12 protein-coding genes are annotated in these 17,649 nt (G+C 71.1%); 10 read left to right on the top strand and 2 right to left on the bottom strand.

The window, feature by feature from the left end:
• The first annotated feature begins 116 nt into the window (after positions 1-116).
• The 4 genes from IE325_RS24640 (at position 117) to IE325_RS24625 (ending at position 6,845) form a co-directional block, all read left to right on the top strand.
• Entirely contained in the window at positions 117-1,112 is a 996-nt protein-coding gene (locus IE325_RS24640; RefSeq protein ID WP_190072203.1) for an Lrp/AsnC family transcriptional regulator, read from the top strand.
• A gap of 200 nt (positions 1,113-1,312) precedes the next feature.
• Positions 1,313-3,607: a glycosyl hydrolase family 95 catalytic domain-containing protein gene (locus IE325_RS24635; protein WP_190072202.1), complete on the top strand. Its 2,295-nt coding sequence runs from the start codon at positions 1,313-1,315 to the stop codon at positions 3,605-3,607.
• A gap of 25 nt (positions 3,608-3,632) precedes the next feature.
• Positions 3,633-5,519, top strand: a complete 1,887-nt coding sequence (locus IE325_RS24630) for a glycoside hydrolase family 97 protein (protein ID WP_190072201.1) — start codon at positions 3,633-3,635, stop codon at positions 5,517-5,519.
• A 105-nt stretch (positions 5,520-5,624) separates the two neighbouring features.
• Positions 5,625-6,845, top strand: a complete 1,221-nt coding sequence (locus IE325_RS24625) for a glycoside hydrolase family 88 protein (protein ID WP_190072200.1) — start codon at positions 5,625-5,627, stop codon at positions 6,843-6,845.
• A gap of 7 nt (positions 6,846-6,852) precedes the next feature.
• On the opposite strand, the gene IE325_RS24620 is transcribed toward IE325_RS24625, so the two are convergent.
• The gene (locus IE325_RS24620) at positions 6,853-8,118 is read right to left on the bottom strand and encodes an alginate lyase family protein (protein ID WP_190072199.1); all 1,266 of its coding nucleotides are present in this window, start codon (positions 8,116-8,118) and stop codon (positions 6,853-6,855) included.
• Positions 8,119-8,419: 301 nt separating this feature from the next.
• Between IE325_RS24620 and IE325_RS24615 the strand changes: the two genes are divergently transcribed.
• The 6 genes from IE325_RS24615 to IE325_RS24590 all read left to right on the top strand — a co-directional run bounded on the left by IE325_RS24615 (position 8,420) and on the right by IE325_RS24590 (position 15,032).
• On the top strand, positions 8,420-10,624 hold the full coding sequence (locus IE325_RS24615) for an MMPL family transporter (RefSeq protein WP_190072198.1): 2,205 nt from the start codon (positions 8,420-8,422) through the stop codon (positions 10,622-10,624).
• 58 nt (positions 10,625-10,682) lie between these two features.
• A complete protein-coding gene (locus IE325_RS24610; protein ID WP_190072332.1) occupies positions 10,683-11,909 on the top strand; it encodes a histidine kinase in 1,227 nt (408 codons plus the stop codon).
• The gene (locus IE325_RS24605; RefSeq protein WP_190072197.1) at positions 11,906-12,589 is read left to right on the top strand and encodes a response regulator transcription factor; all 684 of its coding nucleotides are present in this window, start codon (positions 11,906-11,908) and stop codon (positions 12,587-12,589) included. The genes IE325_RS24610 and IE325_RS24605 overlap by 4 nt, the downstream gene beginning before the upstream one ends.
• A 113-nt stretch (positions 12,590-12,702) precedes the next feature.
• Positions 12,703-13,098, top strand: a complete 396-nt coding sequence (locus IE325_RS24600; protein ID WP_190072196.1) for a luciferase domain-containing protein — start codon at positions 12,703-12,705, stop codon at positions 13,096-13,098.
• Positions 13,099-13,328: 230 nt separating this feature from the next.
• Positions 13,329-14,375 (top strand): AI-2E family transporter, encoded by a 1,047-nt coding sequence (locus IE325_RS24595; protein ID WP_308437676.1) that lies wholly within the window; start codon positions 13,329-13,331, stop codon positions 14,373-14,375.
• 57 nt (positions 14,376-14,432) lie between these two features.
• On the top strand, positions 14,433-15,032 hold the full coding sequence (locus IE325_RS24590; RefSeq protein WP_229911996.1) for a nucleoside deaminase: 600 nt from the start codon (positions 14,433-14,435) through the stop codon (positions 15,030-15,032).
• Positions 15,033-15,043: 11 nt separating this feature from the next.
• On the opposite strand, the gene IE325_RS24585 is transcribed toward IE325_RS24590, so the two are convergent.
• Entirely contained in the window at positions 15,044-17,599 is a 2,556-nt protein-coding gene (locus tag IE325_RS24585; RefSeq protein WP_190072195.1) for an ATP-binding protein, read from the bottom strand.
• Positions 17,600-17,649: the final 50 nt, after the last annotated feature.

Genomic DNA, 17,649 nt, shown 5'->3' with positions numbered 1-17,649 from the left:
GGCCACCTCCGGCGGTAGGGGAAGCGCGGTCCGGCTTCCCGGCAGGGTCGGGCAGGCTGACGGATGCGAACAACGATCCCTGTGAAATCGACGGAATCGGCCATACGCTCAGGCCGATGGACGCACCGCACCCCGGCCCCGTGGCCGATTCGCTGGACCGGCGCATCATCAGCGCGCTGCAGATCGACGGCCGCGCCTCCTGGCACCGCATCGCGACGGCACTCGGCGAACCGGAACGCACCGTCGTCCGCCGGGGCACCCGGCTGCTGGACTCCGGCCTGGTGCGGATCGGCGCCATGGCGGTACGGGGCCGCAGCACCGTGCTCGCCGTGCGCTGCGCTCCCGGCCGGGCCCGCGTCGTCGCCACCGCGCTGGCCGCCCGCCCCGACTGCGTCTTCGCCCATGTGCTGACCGGGACCTGGGACTGCGTCGCGGAGGTGCAGTGTCCCCGCGACCGGCTCGCCGGCCTGGTCATGGACGAACTCCCCGGCCTGCCCGGCATCGCACGCACCCTGACGCTCCCGGTTCTGCGCCATGTGCGGACGATCCGCGAGTGGCACGCGGGCCTGCTCACGGAGACGGAGATCGCCGCCCTCGCGGACGGTACGGCCGCCCTGCCAGGGTCGGCCGACCTCCTGCCCCCGGTCGACGGTGCCGGTGAACTCTCCCGCGCCGACCGCCTGTTGGTGAACGCGCTCGCGGAGGACGGGCGGTGCACCTACGACGAACTCGCCCGCGTCTCCGGCGTCTCCGAGGCCACCGCCCGACGCCGGCTCGGCACCCTGCGGCGCGGGGGCCGGGTCCGGATCCGTGCCGTCATCGAACCGGTGCTGCTCGGACTGCCGGTGGAGGCCGTGCTGTGGGTGCGTGCCGTCCCGGCGTCCGTCGACACGGTGGCGGCGGCGCTCGCCGAGTCCCCGCACGTCCGGTACGCCAGCTTCGTCACGGGCGAACGCCAACTGCTCGCGCTCACCGCGTTCCCGGACGAGGCGGCGCTGCACGAGTTCGTCACGCGCTCGGCGTGGTTGCGCGAGGCGGTGTCGGTGGATGTGTCGATGGTCCTCGGATCGCTGAAGCGGGGCGGGATGCTCGCGCCTCGCCTGCACGGATGACCGGCGCTCTGCTTGCAATACATCGGAGGAGTCATGAACTTGGACGGGGTTCGTTGATGTAGGTGCCGTGGTCAGTGCAGGTGATCGCCCGAACTCCCGCCACTTCTGGTGCCGTTGAGGTCATTGACAGCTTCCCGGGTCCTGCTAGGTTCCGCGATACACCCGATGTATCGATGATCCGTCAGGTCTGGAGGACAAGGATGACCTCAGAGCCGGAGCAACGTTCGAAGGTGGCCCGAAGAGCCGTACTCGGCACCGCGCTCGGCGGCGCGGCAGTCGCGGCCCTGCCCGGGACGGCCCACGCCGGGGACGGCAGGCGCGGCAGCCCTTGGAGACTTCGCAACACGATGACCGGTGACGGCGCCTGGTCCGGCTTTCTGCGCGGCCAGGACCTGCTGTGGACCAGGCTGCCCACCCGCTGGTACGAGGGCCCGTTCCTCGGCGACGGGCTGCTCGGCAGCATGGTCTACCAGGAGCCCGGGGCCAACCGGATCCGTCTCACCGTCCAGCACAGCCGGGTCCAGGACCACCGGCCCCAGTTCGGCAGCGGCTGGGGCACCTGCCGACTGCCCGTCGGACACCTCACCCTCGACCCCGTAGGCACCATCACCGCCGTCGACTGGCGGCTGAGCCTGTGGAACGCCGAGCTCAACGGCACCGTCACCACCACCGCCGGCACCCTCACCCTCGCCGCCCTCATCCACGACGAGATCCTCGCCGTCCGGGCGACGGCCGACGGCGGCGAACGGGTCACCTGGACCTTCCACCCCGAGGAGGCCATCAGCCCCCGCAAGATCAGCGAGGCCCCGCCCAACGGGTACACCGCCAACCCGCCCTGGACCACACGAACCGCCCCCGACGGCACGGAGCAGGTCCTCCAACCCCTCACCGGCGGCGGCCAGACGGCCACCGCGTACCGCCTGGGCGACGACGAACTGCTGCTCTCCGTCGGCCACAGCTTCCCCTCCGACACCGCAGCCGAGGCCGACTCCCTGCGTAACCTGCGCCGCGCACAGTCGTACAGCAGCCTCCGGCGACGGCACACCCGCTGGTGGCACGCCTTCTACCGCAAGAGCTTCATCTCGTTCCCCGACCAGCGGCTTCAGAGCTTCCACTGGATCCAGCTCTACAAGGTCGCCTCCGCCAGCCGCGCGGGCGGACCGGTGATGGCCACCTCAGGACCCTGGCTGGAGCCAACACCCTGGCCCGCGGTCTGGTGGAACCTCAACGTCCAGCTGGAGTACTGGCTCATCCACGGCTCCAACCACCTGGAACTCGACGCCCTCGCCACCACCCTGCGCCAGAACCAGGAACAGCTCATCGCCAACGTGCCCGCCGCCTACCGCGTCGACAGTTCCGGAGTCGGCCGCAGCTCCGACATGTTCGCCAACCGGGGTGTGGGGCAGCCGGGTTCGGGCGCCGAGACCGGTGACCTCACCTGGGCGCTGCACAACGTGTGGCTGTCGTACCGCCACTCCATGGACAAGGCGCTGCTGCGCGACACGATCTACCCGGTGCTGCGCCGGGCCATCAACTACTACCTGCACTTCCTCACCCCGGGCAGCGACGGCAAGCTGCATCTGCCAAGCACCCTCTCGCCCGAATACCCCGTCGTGCCGCCGAGGGACACCAACTACGACCTCGCCCTGATCCGCTGGGGCTGCCTGACCCTGATCGAGTCCGCCGAATTCCTCGGCATCCAGGACGAGTTGAAGCCGCGCTGGCAGGAGGTGCTCGCCAAGCTCACGCCGTACCCCGTAGACGACAACGGCTTCATGATCGGCGGCGACACCCCGTACGCCCAGTCCCACCGCCACTACTCACACCTGCTGATGGTGTACCCGCTGTACCTCGTCAACTGGGACCAGCCCGAGAGCCGCGAGCTGATCACCAAGTCGGTCGAGCACTGGCACGCGATCACCGGCGCCCACCGCGGCTACAGCTATACCGGGGCCGCCTCCATCTATGCGATGACGGGGGACGGCGACACGGCGATCGGCTATCTGCGGAAGTTCTTCGACCCCAGCACCCGCTACCCCTGCCAGGCCAACACCCACTACACCGAGGCCGGTCCCGTCATCGAGACGCCGTTGTCCGCCTCGCAGTCCCTGCACGACATGTTCTGCCAGAGCTGGGGCGGGGTGATCCGGGTCTTCCCGGCCGTGCCGACCGATTGGAAGGACGTCACCCTGCACGACTTCCGCACCCAGGGCGCCTTCCTGGTGAGCGCCGTCCGCAAGGCGGGCACCACCCGGTTCATCCGGATCAGAAGCCTGGCGGGCGAGCCGCTCAAGCTGCGCCACGGCCTCCGGGGCAGGCTCACCGTCCTCCTCGACGACGGCACCCCCGCCCGCACCCACGACCTGGGCGACGGCACCCTCGCCATCGATCTGCCCAAGGGCCGCGAGGTCCTCGTCCACTCCGGCTCCCGCCCCGACCTGGTCATCACGCCCGTCGCCATCAGCGAACCGGGCGCGGCCTGGGGACTGCCGTAAAGGCCATACACCTCGGAGGGTTTTCATGGCTGTTCCGATCAGAACGGTGGTCGCCGGGCTCTGCGCAGGGCTGGTGGCCGCACTCCTGACGACCGCGCCCGCGAGGGCCGAACAGGACGACCAGGTCTGGGCCCTGTCCACCGGGACGCACGCACCCCGGGCCCGGATCACCCTGGACTCCGGCACGCTCAGCCTCGCGGTGTCCCGCGATGGCCGTACCGTCATCGAGCCGTCGCCTGTCGGCATCGTCACCGAACAGGCCGACCTGTCCAAGGACTTGCGCTTCCTGCACCGCAAGGACCGGACGGTGGACGAGCGTTACCGCACCAAGTCCGGGAAGCGGCTCGACCGCCGGGTCCATATGAAGGAGACCCGGCTGTCCTTCGCCACCGCCGCGGGCGCCCGGCTGGACCTAGTCGTCCGCGCCTCCGCCGACGGCGTCGCCTACCGCTACGTCCTGCCGGGCGCGCACGGCGACGTCCTCGGCGAGACCTCCGCCTTCAACCTCCCGGCGGACGCCGCCGCATGGCTCGGGACCTACCGGGTCGACAACGAGGGCCAGTTCGTGCAGTACACCGCCGCGACGGCGCCCACCGGCGAGTACTCCGACCAGGCGCTGTTCGAGACCAGCGGCGGCTACACACTGCTCGCCGAGTCCGACCTCACCGGCGCCTACTCCGGCGCCCGGCTCGCCCACACCCAGGGCACCGGCACCTACCGCATCAAGCTCGCCGACGACCGGATCCGCACCGACGGCCCCCTCACCACCCCGTGGCGGGCGATGGTCACCGGCGACCTCGCCACCGTCACCCGCTCCACCTTCACCGACGACCTCGCCCCCGCCCCCAAGGTCACCGACACCTCCTGGATCAAGCCCGGCACCGTGCTGTGGACGTGGCTCGCGGGCGGAAAGGAGGCGGGGCAGAGCCTGGCCGCGCAGAAGGCGTACGTCGACTACGCCGCCGAGCGTGACTGGCCGTACGAGGCGGTCGACGCGGGCTGGTACTACAAGCCCGGCGAGTGGGAGACCGTCGATCCCGACTGGCAGACGAACAGCTGGATGCCGGAGCTGGTGCGGTACGCGCGGGCCAAGGGCGTCGGCATCGTCGTATGGATCCATCAGCGGGAACTCGACACCCCGGAGGAGCGTGCGCAGTGGCTGCCCACCCTGGAGCGGTGGGGCGTCAAGGGAGTCAAGATCGACTTCATGAACTCCGAGGCGCAGCCCATGCTCCAGTGGTACGACACCATCCTCGCGGAGACCGCCGCCCACCATCTCCTGGTCGACTTCCACGGCTCCACGATCCCCAAGGGCATCCAGCGCACCTGGCCGCACGTCATGACCCTGGAGGGCGTGGCGGGGGAGGAGAAGCGCACCAACACCGCCGCCCATCTGACCACGCTGCCCTTCACCCGCAACGTCATCGGCTCCATGGACTTCACCCCCGGCGCCTTCCACCGCGTCGGCCTGCGCCCCAACTCCGACGCCGCCGAGGTCGGACTCACCGTCGCCTACGAATCGGGCCTGCAGATGTTCGCGGGCACCCCCGAGTCGTACGACCAACGCCCGCTCGCCCGCGCCTACTTCGACCAGGTCCCGGCGGCCTGGGACGACACCCGGCTGCTCGCCGGCCGGCCCGGTCAGGAAGCCGTGCTCGCCCGTCGCGCCGGTGACCGCTGGTTCCTCGGCGGCGTGTACGCGGGCGCCGCACGCACGGCCGAGGTGCCGTTGAGCATCGGGCCGGGGCGTTGGCTGGTCGAGACGGTCGAGGACGGCGCGGACGGGCTGGTGCGGGAGCGGAAGGTGCTGCGGGGCGGCGACACGCTGCGGGTGGAGGTCGTCGCGGGGGGCGGGTTCGCGGGGATCGCGTGTCCGTGGCGGCCGGGGATCACCACCTGCCATCGTAGCTAGTGAGTTCATGTATATGAACATTGCTCATGTGGGTGTACAGCGCTGTGTTCGTCGTGCGAGGCTCGGTCAACTCCGTTCTCCTGATGACCAGTTGGAGGGACCGGCATGAGTGTTTCCCGGCGAACTGTGCTGGCTACGGCGGCCGGTGCCGCGGCGATGAGCGCCGCCGCGGCACCGGCCGTGGCCGCGGACCGGACACCGGTACCGGCCTTGCGCACCTTCCGCGCGGCGGCCGATTACGCCATCGACAAGCTGCACGCGGTCGCCCCGACCGTGACCGCCTTCCCCGTCGGCACCAAGTTCGAGAAGTGGACGTACTCCCAGAACGGCGACTGGGTCGGCGGGTTCTGGCCCGGCACGCTGTGGATGGCCTGGCTCTACAGCGAGGACGACGCCTTCCGTAACTGGGCACTCGCCTCGGCGGAGAAGCTGGCCCCTCGCCAGTACGACACCGGCACACACGACCTCGGTTTCCTCTTCTACCCGTCCTGGGTCACCGCCTGGCGGCTCACGGGCGACGACAAGTGGCGGGCCGGGGCCCTCCGGGCGGCCGACTCGCTGATCCAGCGGTACAACCCGCGCGGGCGCTTCATCAGAGCCTGGGGTGCGCTGGGAGAGCAGCAGAACGCCGGCCGCGTCATCATCGACACGATGATGAACCTCGACCTGCTGGCCTTCGCGAGCGCCCAGACCGGCGACGGGAAGTACCTGAACATCGCCACGGAGCATGCGAAGACGGCCCAGCGGGTGTTCCTGCGCCCGGACGGCTCGACGCCGCACGTCTACGACTTCGACCCGGCCAGCGGTGCCGCGATCGGGCCGAACACCGTGCAGGGGTACAGCCCCACGTCGTGCTGGTCGCGCGGCCAAGCGTGGGGACTGTACGGATTCACCACCATGTACCGCCGCACCGGGAACCGGGACTTCCTGGCCACCGCCCGCAGACTCGCCGATTACGCGGTGGGCGCCCTGACCCCGGACCACGTCCCGGTGTGGGACTACCGCGCCCCGCAGCAGCCGTACGACATCAAGGACGCGTCGGCCGGTGCGATCATGGCCTGCGGGCTCCTCGACCTGGCCGCGGCCACCGGCAGACAGGCCTACCGCGACGTGGCGCTACGGCTGCTCACCGCACTGGCGGAGACCTGTCTGACGAGGAAGTCGACGCGCGCGGACGCGGTGGTCGCCCGGTGTACACGTAACCGGCCGAACGAGGACGGGGTCGAGGTCTCCCTGCCCTATGCCGACTACTACCTGCTGGAGGGCATTCTGCGGGTGCTTCAGCCGGAGGATGTCGACCGGGCGATCGACCTGTCCACGGTCTGATCGCGCGTCAGCCGGCGATCGAGTCCAGTTGTTCCGCCGCCGGGCGCAACGCCCACAGGTCGCCGCCCGGCGGCTCCTCCAGCAGGGGAACGGCCCGTTGCGCACGCCGGTCTCCGGCGTCGGCGGCCGCGTGGACGACGTCGGTCGCCGCGAACCGGTGGAACTCCAGCTCGGGATGCGGCCAGGCGGCGGCTCCTGTGGCGGCGGGCAGCAGATAGTCGACCGCCTTGAACAGGCTCTGCCCGTCCGGCCCCCGGTATGTCCACAGATCCACGCCGACGTGGCGTCCGATGGCCGCGAGCCGGGTGTAGGCGACCAGGTCGAAGGTCGAGTAGTGCCAGCTCCTGGTGCGGGTCAGCTCCTGGGGCTGGCTGCCGTCTGCGGCGATCTGCGGCGCGATGCGCTTGGCCCGGGCGTCCAGGACCAGGCGGCGGGCGAGATCCTTGTCGCCGGTCGCGTGGGCGAGGGCGGCGAGCTGCATGTCGTAGAAGGTGCCGTGGTTGTTGGTGGCGGCGGCCTCCTGCTTGCCGAAGTCGCTGTCGCGCAGCCAGTCACGGAAATCGACGTTCCACTTCGCCATACCGGTGCGGTCCTCGGCGGTCCAGCCGGGGGCGCCGGTCTCCAGCAGCGCGATCGCGTCGAGGACGCTGGTGTACGACTGGGAGAAGTCGATGATGCCGATGGCTCGGCCGTCGTACTTGCACGGGATGAACTGGGCGTGGTTGAGGTTGGGGTTCATACGGGTGGCCGGGTCGAGGAACCAGGTGCGCAGGACCTGGCCCGCCTTCTCGGCGTATCGCTTGTCGCCGGTGTAGTACCAGGCGAGGGACAGGTCGTAGGTGGAGTCGAAGGTCTTCTCTACGTCCTGACGGTCGGTGCCGGAGTCGACCTCGGGGTTGCGCTCGCCGTCGCGCTGTACGTAGGGGCAGCCCCAGGGGTTGTCCGTGGTCGGGGTCTTGGTGGGCCACCAGTAGGGGGCCTGGCTCAGATAGTCGTGGACGTCGCCGCCGGGGGCGGGGCGGGGTTTGTCGACGACCGTCCACGGGCCCTGGTTCAGCCACTTGTCCGCCCGTGCGGTCAACGCCCGGACCGCGCGGCGCAGTTGGGGGTCGCCGCTGTTGAGGCGGATCTTCGTCTGCTGGAGGCGGGGGCCGTCCAGGACGGTGGTGTGCGGGATTCGGGGCGTGGGGTGGGCCGTGGCGGCGGGGGCGGCGCCCGTCGTGAACGCGGCCAAGGCCACCAGTAGGACGCCGAGGCGGGGTTTTGCACTCATGTCCGTCCTCCCATTTTGGTTCATGGTTGTGAATGACGTTCAGGTGTGCGGTTGGATGTGAGCATGACATTGCGGGGGAGGGTGGGGAAGGGGCGTGCGGGGGTTTATTGGTGCGGACCTTTACGGCCTTCCGGGACTCCTACGGACGCAGCAGCCACCCCTCCTCCCCGAGGAGGACATCGGCGCGGCGATTGGTGTCGTGGCACCAAGCCCGAGTGCCAGCACCCGCACGATGCCCCGATGCGCCTCTCCCGGCCAGGCTGGTGATCCACACGAAACCAGACCTGGAGATCCGTTTCCCGTGGCTACCTTGCTCTATCGGCTGGGCCGGACCGCCTGCCGGCGCCGCTGGCTCGTCGCGTTGTTGTGGGCCGTGCTCCTCGGAGCCGTCGGCCTCGGTGCCGCAATGGCGCCGGCCGCCTCCGACGACGGCTCGTCCTTCATGCCCGGCATCGAGGCGCAGAAGGCGTTCGACCTGATCGGCGAGCGCTTCCCCGGCTCCTCGGCCCAGGGCGCGAACGCGCGGATCGTGTTCGTCGCCCCCGACGGCGAGAAGGTGACGGCCACCGACAACCGCGAGGCCATCGAGGCCTTCGTGACGCGGGCGGCCGAGGAGCCCCAAGTCGCGCGTGCCGCCGACCCGTTCACCGCGAGGGCCGTGAGCGAGGACGCCACCACCGCCTACGCCACCGTCGACTTCAAGGTGGCCGCGAGTGATCTCACCGATGCCGACAAGGCCGCGCTGGACAAGGCCATCGGCCAGGCCCGCGACGCCGGGCTCACCGTCGAGGTCGGCGGCAACGCGCTCGCCGAGCAGCCCGCGGCCGGCGGCTCGTCCGAGGTCATCGGCATCGCTCTCGCCGCCGTCGTCCTGCTGATCACCTTCGGCTCCCTAGCGGCCGCGGGGCTTCCGCTGCTCACCGCCGTCATCGGCGTCGGCGTCAGCATGGCCGCCATCATGGCCCTCGGCAGCACCTTCGGCCTCTCCCTGACCACCGGCACGCTCGCAACGATGCTCGGACTCGCGGTCGGCATCGACTACGCGCTCTTCGTCGTCTCCCGCTACCGGGAGGAGCGCGCGCACGGGCACGAGCCGCGCGAGGCGGCCGGGCTGGCAGTCGGCACGGCAGGCTCCGCCGTCGTCTTCGCCGGGCTCACGGTCGTCATCGCGCTCGCGGGGCTGTCCGTGGTCGGGGTGCCGATGCTGACCAAGATGGGGCTGTGCGCGGCGGGCGCCGTGGTCGTCGCCGTACTGATCGCCCTCACCCTCGTCCCCGCACTGCTCGGCATGTGGCCGAACGCCGTGCTCTCCCGCGCCACCCGCAAGCGCGGCCGGACAAACCTGCCTGCGGACAACGGCGGTTCGCGCTGGGCGCGTCTCGTGCTGCGTCGCCCGGTGGCCGTGCTGGTGGCCTCCGTCGTCGGCCTGGGCGTAATGGCGCTGCCCGCCGCGCAGTTGGAGATGGGCATGCCGGGAGCCGAGTCCAAGCCGGTCTCGTCCACGGAACGACGCGCCTACGACGAGCTCGCCGACGGCTTCGGCGCGGGCTTCAACGGCCCCCTCACCGTCGTCGCGGACGTCAAGGGCGCCGACGACCCCGAGGCGGCCGTCGCCAGGATCACCCAGGAGATCGAAGGCACCGACGGCGTCGTGTCCGTCTCCGCCCCGCAGTTCAACCAGGCCGGCGACGCCGCCCTGTTCTCGGCGATCCCGGCGACCGGCCCCAACGACGAGCGCACCAAGGACCTCGTCCAGACCATCCGCGCCGAACGCGCAGGACTGGAACACGACACCGGCGCCACCTTCGAGGTCACCGGCAGCACCGCCATGGACATCGACGTCGCCCAGGCCCTCCAGGACGCACTCGTGCCCTATCTCGCCGTCATCCTGATCCTGGCGCTGATCCTGCTGCTGGTGGTGTTCCGTTCGCTGCTCGTCCCGCTGAAGGCGGCCCTCGGCTTCCTGCTGTCGGTGCTGGCCGCCCTCGGCGCGGTCGTCGCGGTCTTCCAGTGGGGCTGGGGCGCGGAATTGCTGGGCGTGGAGCAGCCGGGCCCGATCATGAGCCTGATGCCGATATTCCTCGTCGGCATCGTCTTCGGCCTGGCGATGGACTACGAGGTCTTCCTCGTCGCCCGTATGCGGGAGGCGTACGTCCACGGCGACCCGGCCCGCCAGGCGGTGGTCAGCGGCTTCCGGCACAGTGCGCGGGTCGTCGGCGCCGCTGCCGTGATCATGATCGCCGTCTTCTCCGGGTTCATCGGCGCCGGCGAATCCATGATCAAGACAATCGGCTTCGGACTCGCCGTCGCCGTGCTGTTCGACGCCTTCGTCGTCCGCATGGCGCTGGTGCCCGCCGTACTGGCCCTGCTCGGCGACCGGGCGTGGTGGCTGCCGGGGTGGCTCGACCGGCTGCTGCCGCGGGTCGATGTCGAGGGTGCCGGGCTGACGACGACGCCGGAGCGCACCGCGGGAACGCCGACGGCGCGGGAACCGGCCCGGATCTGAACCGCACACGGCCGACGGTGTGTGAGCATGACTGTCCTCGACCCCCTCTCGGAGCATGATGAACACGAGCCGGCAGCGCTGGGCGGCCACCCGTCCACGGACCGTCGAGGCACTCGCGCTGGCCCTGCTGTCGTTGCTCACGGTCACCGGTGTCGTGGTCACCTGGGCGGTGATGTCCAGGCCACCCCTGTGGCCGGCCATCGCCCTGTCCGTCCTGGCCTGCACCGCACTGCGCCTCAGGCGTGCCCGGCCGCTCCCGGTGCTGATCGCCACCCTGCTGTGCACCATGGCCCAGGGAGCGCTCGGCTATCTCCTCACACCCCTGGTGATGACGCCCCTCCTCGTGGCGCAGTACTCCCTGAGCGTGCACAGTCGCCGCCGCGTCACCTGGAACAGCGCACTGGTCGCCGTCATCGGCATGGTGGCCACCGGCTTCTTCCACGCCCCGTTCCACGACTCGCCCGTGCTGTCCGTCGTCAACCCGACGGCATGGGTCCTGTTGTCCGCGGCCTTCGGAAGCTATGTGCGGGTACGCCGGGAGTACGCCGCCGCCCGCGCCGAGCACATCGCACGGGAACGTGAGGAGGAGGCCCGGCACCGGGTGATGCAGGAACGGATGCGTATCGCACGGGAGCTGCACGATGTCGTCGCCCACCATCTGACCCTCGCCGACGCCCAGGCCGGCACCGCCGCCCACCTCGCCCGCACCCACCCCGACCAGGCGCTCGACATCGTCGGCAAGCTGCCCCAGAGCACGTCCGCCGCGCTGCGCGAACTCAAGGCCACCGTCGGACTCCTGCGCCAGGACACCGACCCCGGCGACGACCTCACCCCCGCACCCGGACTGCGCGATCTGCCCGAACTGGTCGACGCCTGCGCGGCGGCCGGACTGACGGTGACCGTCACCGCCGAGGGCGAGACCCGCCGGCTCACCCCGGTGCTCGACCTGACGGCGTATCGGATCGTGCAGGAGGCGCTGACCAACGTCAGCAAGTACTCCGCGACACGTGCCGCGCGCGTCCGCCTCGCGTACACCCCACGCCGGCTGACCCTGACGGTGACGAACGACGCCACGTCCGGTGTCCTGGCCGGAGCGGGAGGTGGCTTCGGCCTGGTCAGCATGCGGGAGCGGGCCGCGGCGGTGGGCGGCAGCCTTCAGGCCGGGCACCAGGGGGAGGGCGTCTTCGAGGTCGCCTGCACACTGCCGATCGACAGCCAGGACCGTCAGGACAGCCATGACACCCACGACCACTACGACTGTTACGACGAAGGCCCCGCCACATGACCATCCGCGTCCTGCTCGCCGACGACCAGGCCCTGCTCCGTGCCACCTTCCGTATCCTCATCGACTCGGTCGACGACATGACGGTGATCGCGGAGGCGGCCGACGGTCGTGAGGCCGTCGACCTCACCGCGACGCACCGCCCCGACGTGGTCATCATGGACATCCGGATGCCGAACGTCGACGGAGTGCGGGCCACGGCCGAGATCTGCGCCCGCCCCGAACTCACGCGGACCCACGTCCTCGTCCTCACCACCTTCGAGAACGACGAGAACGTGGCCAAGGCCCTGCGCGCCGGCGCGAGCGGCTTCCTCGGCAAGGGCGTCAGCCCCGAGGTCCTGCTGTCCGGCATCCGCACCGTCGCGGCCGGCGAGGCCCTCCTCTCACCCACCGCCACCCGGTCCCTGATCACCCGCTTCCTGGCCACCCCCGACACCGAGGGCTTCCTCGCGCTCCCCGACGCCGTGAAGTCCCTGACAGACCGCGAACGCGAGATCACCGCCCTCGCCGCGTACGGAAAATCCAACGCCGAGATCGCCGAACGCCTCGTCCTGAGCCCGCTGACCGTACGCAGCCACATCCAGCGGGCCATGACCAAGCTGCACGCCCGCGACCGGGCTCAGCTGGTCGTCGTCGCGTACCAGAGCGGACTGGTGAAACCGCAGGCGGGTCCCGCGAGTTGACACGCCCGTACGAGTACGGACCGCGAAACCGGATCCGGACAATCACACCCGCGGAGCGGTTAAGGGATCCTCACCTCCTGGTGGCCGTGCGGTGAGAGGTTCATGATGGGCGCATGACGTTGGCCGCGCGAGCCTTCGCGCAATTGGCGACCTGGCCCGACCTCACCGAGGCGGAACCGAGCTGCGGAACCGGCCGGGGGCTGGTCACGGTCCATGGCGAGATCGCCCACCTCCACTCCGACTGGGAACTCGACCTCCATCTCACGGCCCGGGTGATACGGCGCTTCGAGGAGCACCTCCGGGCCGCCACCGCGGTCCGTCTGGTCCCCGGTTCGCACTGGGTGACGCTCCATCTGGACGTCGTCGCGGACGTCGACCTGCTGATGACCTTGATGAGCCTGGCGCTCCAGGCCCACCAGGCATGGCCGGCCCCCGAACAGTGGCCCGCGACCCGGTGCAATGAGCATCGCGTCGCGGTGGTTTCGCGCGAGAGTCTCAGCGGAAGTTGAGAAGCGGCAGCCGAGAGGCAAGCGGCGACTGAAAGGCTCGCCGACCGGGCAGGTGCCGTTCCGGCGCGACCGGGCGGTCGCGGCCGGGCCCCCGGCCGGTACCGGCCTTCGGGGGAATTCCGGGCCGGCTTCGCGGCCGGACGGCCGGTGGGTGGTACGTGCAAGAGGTGTCCGCGCCGCCCGACCCGCCCGCACCGCCCCCCGACCCGCCCGCCTCGCCGTCCGGACGCCTGAGCGGCGGCGAGTCCCGTGTGCCGGACGCGCTGCGGACCGCGGCCGCCTACGCATGGCGGATCATCGTCATCGGCGTCGTGGTGCGCGCCGTCTTCTCCGTGCTGGGGCAGTTCCACCGGATCGCCGTCGCCGTCTTCCTCGGCCTCGTCATCACCACCGTGCTCCGCCCCACGGCCGGTCTCCTCGCCCGGTATCTGCCCCGGCCGCTCGCGGTGGCCACCGCTCTCGTCGGCGGCATCGTCGTCGTCCTCGGCGCGCTGGCCCTGGTGGGTGAGATCGTCGCGGATCAGCGCACCGGGCTGCAGAAGGAGTTCGTGGCGGGCATCGGCCGGATCGAGCGCCAACTGCAGGACCCGCCCTTCCGGCTTCCCCCGGATACCTTCAACGATCTCCAGTCCCGGATCGGCAAGCTCCTGTCGAGCCATCGCTCCACCCTCATCAGCGAGGCGCTCAGCGGCGCGAGCCGGCTGGTCGAGGTGCTGACCGTGATCGCCCTGGCCCTGTTCTGCGCGGTCTTCTTCACCCACTCCGGCGACCGGCAGTGGCAGTGGCTGTGCGACGAGCTCCCCGAGGCGGCGCGGGAGCGGTTCACGATGGCGGGCCGGGCCGCTTGGCGGACCTTCACGGGCTACACCCACGGCATCCTGCTGGTGGCGGGCACCAACGCGGTCCTCGTCGGCATCGCCCTGTTCGCCCTCGGAGTGCCGCTGGCCGTGCCGTTGGCGCTGCTGGAGTTCCTCGCCGCCTTCGTCCCGCTGATCGGCTCACCGATCGCGCTGGCGGTCGCGGCCGTCGTCGCGCTGGCCACGAAGGGGTGGTTGATCGCCCTGGTGGTCGTGGCCCTGATCGTGGTCATCGGACAGATCGAGGGGCACCTCCTGCATCCCATCGTGATGAGCTGGGCCGTACGGCTGCACCCGGTGGTGGTGGCGCTGGCGGTCGTCGGCGGGGCGGTCGCGGCCGGGGTGATCGGTGCGGTGGTGGCCGTACCGCTGGTGGCGGTGGGGTGGTCGATGTACCAGGCGCTGCGGAGTGGCGCATGAGCCGCCGCCGCGCTGGACACGATCTGTCAGGAATCGACCACGGGTGAGGAGAAGCGTATGGACGCGGGCAGGCGTCAGTTCCTCGGCAGGTGCGGAGTCGTGCTGACGGGCGTCGCGGCGCCGTTCGCGTCACGGCCGGACGTGGCGCAGGCGAGCACCGGCACCGGCACCGGTACTCACCACGAGCGGTTCATGTGGTCGGCCATCGAGCAGGCCAGGTCGAACCCCAAGTGGCCGTTCGGAGCGGTGATCGTGCGCTCCCGGACCGGCGAGATCCTGGGGCGCGGGGTCAACACCGGGTCGGACAGCCCGTTGCTGCACGGCGAGGTGGTCGCCATGAACGACTATGTGCGGCGCAACGGCAACCAGGGCTGGGCCGACACCACCCTCTACACCACGGGTGAGCCCTGCTCGATGTGCATGAGCGCGATGGCATGGGCGGATCTGCGGCGTGTCGTGTGGGCGAGCTCGATCGACGACATCCGGCGCACCGACATCAGCCAGATCGACCTGACCGCACGACAGGTGGCCGCCTCCGCACGGTCCTTCTACACCCCGGAACTGCTCCTGGGCGGCGTCCTCGCCCACCACACCAACCACCTCTTCAGGGAGGCGCAGCGGCTACGGGAGGAGGACCCCTCGGCCGAGGTCGCCTGACCACTCGGGCCTCACCTGGCCGGCCCCGTCCGCCGCGTCCGGCGCCGGGCCTCCGTGAGGAGTCGCGTGGCCACCGGCTCGGTGGAGTCGTCGCCGGTCTCCTCGCAGAGGGCCAGCGCTTGGTGCAGTTGGGGCAGTGCCTCGTCGGGGCGGCCGGAGGCCAGCAGGTGCGCCCCGAAGTTCGTGAGGGCGATCGCCTCGCGCGCACCGTCGCCGAACGAGCGGAAGAGGGCGATGGCCTGACGGAACGCGGCCGAGGCGTCCTCTCCCCGACCGGTCCTGCCGAGGGCCAGGCCGAGCCGGTTCAGTGACTCGGCCTCAAGGTCACGGTCACCGGCCTCGCGGCTCGACGCGAGGGACTGCCGAAGACGGTCGACGGCCTCCTCGTAGTGCCCTGTCGCCAGCAGGGCGGCGCCGAGTCCGTCCAGCAGTACGGCCTGGTGCTCGTCGTCGTACTCGTGCTCGCAGGCGATCGCCTCCCGGAGGGCGTCGACGGCCTCGTCGTTCCGCCCGAGCCCGAGCCGGGCGGTGCCGAGGGCGGCGAGCAATCGCCGCTTCCCCAGGCGGTTTCCGGTCTCCTCGAAGCACGCCGCCGCAGCCTCAAGGGCCGGTACGGCCTGAGTGAGTCGTCCCATACGGGTCAGCGCCTCGCCGAGATCGCCCAGGATCTCGCCCTCGACGCGCCGCTCACCGAGCTCGCGGAAGACCGCGGCCGCCTGCTCAAGGCTCTTGACGCCCTGCTCCTCCCGCCCCGCCCGGCCCTGGACCATGCCGATCATGCCCAGGAGCCTTCCCTCGCCGAAGCGGTCACCGGCCTCCCGGCAGATGGACAGACCCTCACGCAGGGACAGGAGCGCCTGGTCGTGCTCCCCACGCTCGGCCAGACGCAGGGCATGCGCACCCGTCGCCCTGCCCTCGCCCCCACGGTCCCCGGTCTCCCGATGGACGGCCAGCGACCGCTGATGCGCCTCTTCGGCCTCCGCCGGATGCCCCGCCGCGCTCAGCGCGATCGCGAGGAAGGACAGCGCCCGAGCCTCGCCCTGACCCGCGCCGGCCTCCCGGAAGAGTGCGGCGGCCGTCCGGAACGGCTCGACGGCCTCCTGCGGTCGGCCCGGCAGCAGTACGGAGATCCCCAGCAGGAACTGCGCTCCGCCTTCGCCCGCGATGTCGCCGACCAGCCGGTGGGCCGGCAGGGCGACAGCCGCGAGCAGGGTCATCTCCATGAAGTGCAGACGCAGGGCGCAGAACTCGGTGAGCGACGCTGCCAGCGCCATGGTGACGTGGGGATGGCCCTGCCCCGTGGCGAAGGCGGCGGCGCCGAGCAGGTTGGGGAGTTCGGCGTCGAGCCAGGACATCGCCTCGGAGCGATCCCGGAAGGAGGGAGCGGGCGACTGCCCGGGGCGGTCGACGAGGTGGGTGTCGGCGGCGGCAGCGGTCCCTGCGTAGTACTCCAGGAGCCGTCCGAGAGCCGCTTCGCTCTGGTCCGCGTCGGTGCGTGCCCGGCCGAGTTCATCCGCGTAGAGCCGTACGAGATCGTGCTGGCGCCAGCGGCCCCAGGTGCGGGCGGGTTCGACGAGGTGGGCGCGGGCGAGGTCCTGCAGCATGATCCCGGTCCTCGCCTCGTCCGTGTCGCACAGCCGTGCGGCGCCCGGTGTGGCGAACTCGGGGCCGGGGTTGAGGGGGAGCAGTCGGAAGAGCCGGGCATGTGCGGGGGAGACCCGCTCCAGATGCCGGTGGGAGAGGTCGAATGCGGCCCGTACAGCGCGGTCCTCGCGGGTGAGGTGGTCGAGGCGGCGGTGCGCGTCGGCCAGTGACTCGGCGAGGGAGTCGAGGGGGCGGGTCGGGGTGTCGGCGAGCAGCGCGGCGCAGATCTGCAGTGCGAGGGGCAGCCGGCCGCAGTACTCGGCGATACGTGCGGCGGGGCCGGGTTCGTCGTCGACGCGGGTGTCGTGCGGGCCGCGGCTGTGCTGGAGGGTGCCGCGGATCAGGGCCACGGCGGCGTCGGGGGCGAGGACGTCGAGGTCGCAGAGGAGAGCGCCGACGTCGAGGGTGTGCCGGGAGGTGATCAGGGCCGCGTTGTGGCCGTCGCCGGGGAGCAGCGGGGTCACCTGGTCGGCGTGGGAGGCGTTGTCGATGACGACCAGGACACGGCGGCCGCGCTCGGCGTGGGCCGACAGGACCGACCGGTACAGCGCGACGCGGGCCAGAGGGTCGGCGGGGATGTCCGCGTCGGCGACGCCGAGCGCGCGCAGCCACGTACCGAGGACACGGTCCGGGGAGAGGCGGAGGTCCCGGTCGTAGCCGAAGACGTCGACGAACAGGACGCCACCGGGGAACCAGCCGCGTTCGGAGTGCGCCTGCGCGGCGACATGCAGGACGAGTTCGGTCTTGCCGACGCCGGCCAGTCCGGTGACCACGGCGGAGAGCGGCCCTTGGTGCTGGCTTGCCCTGCTCGGGTTCAACAGGTCGAGCAGCTCACCGAGTTGGGCCTCCCGGCCGATGAGGTCCGCCGCGGTGCGGACGGGCAGCCCGGCCATGGCGGGGGGAGTTTCCGGGATTACGTCCATGCGTGCGCGCCCTCCAACTCACCTGACAGACCCCGAACTTGAGCCTCACC

Origin of the sequence: Streptomyces lanatus (genome assembly GCF_014655715.1) — a bacterium.
Taxonomy (GTDB): Bacteria; Actinomycetota; Actinomycetes; order Streptomycetales; family Streptomycetaceae; genus Streptomyces; species Streptomyces lanatus.
The sequence above is the reverse complement of the archived record's forward strand: the minus strand, read 5'-3'. Positions and strand labels throughout refer to the sequence as shown.

Coding starts and splice junctions, on each gene's coding strand:
- IE325_RS24600 (WP_190072196.1), top strand. CDS start 12,703: ATGACGTTGGCCGCGCGAGCCTTCGCGCAATTGGCGACCTGGCCCGAC.
- IE325_RS24635 (WP_190072202.1), top strand. CDS start 1,313: ATGACCTCAGAGCCGGAGCAACGTTCGAAGGTGGCCCGAAGAGCCGTA.
- IE325_RS24630 (WP_190072201.1), top strand. CDS start 3,633: ATGGCTGTTCCGATCAGAACGGTGGTCGCCGGGCTCTGCGCAGGGCTG.
- IE325_RS24620 (WP_190072199.1), bottom strand. CDS start 8,118: ATGAGTGCAAAACCCCGCCTCGGCGTCCTACTGGTGGCCTTGGCCGCG.
- IE325_RS24605 (WP_190072197.1), top strand. CDS start 11,906: ATGACCATCCGCGTCCTGCTCGCCGACGACCAGGCCCTGCTCCGTGCC.
- IE325_RS24590 (WP_229911996.1), top strand. CDS start 14,433: ATGGACGCGGGCAGGCGTCAGTTCCTCGGCAGGTGCGGAGTCGTGCTG.
- IE325_RS24640 (WP_190072203.1), top strand. CDS start 117: ATGGACGCACCGCACCCCGGCCCCGTGGCCGATTCGCTGGACCGGCGC.
- IE325_RS24585 (WP_190072195.1), bottom strand. CDS start 17,599: ATGGACGTAATCCCGGAAACTCCCCCCGCCATGGCCGGGCTGCCCGTC.
- IE325_RS24625 (WP_190072200.1), top strand. CDS start 5,625: ATGAGTGTTTCCCGGCGAACTGTGCTGGCTACGGCGGCCGGTGCCGCG.
- IE325_RS24610 (WP_190072332.1), top strand. CDS start 10,683: ATGAACACGAGCCGGCAGCGCTGGGCGGCCACCCGTCCACGGACCGTC.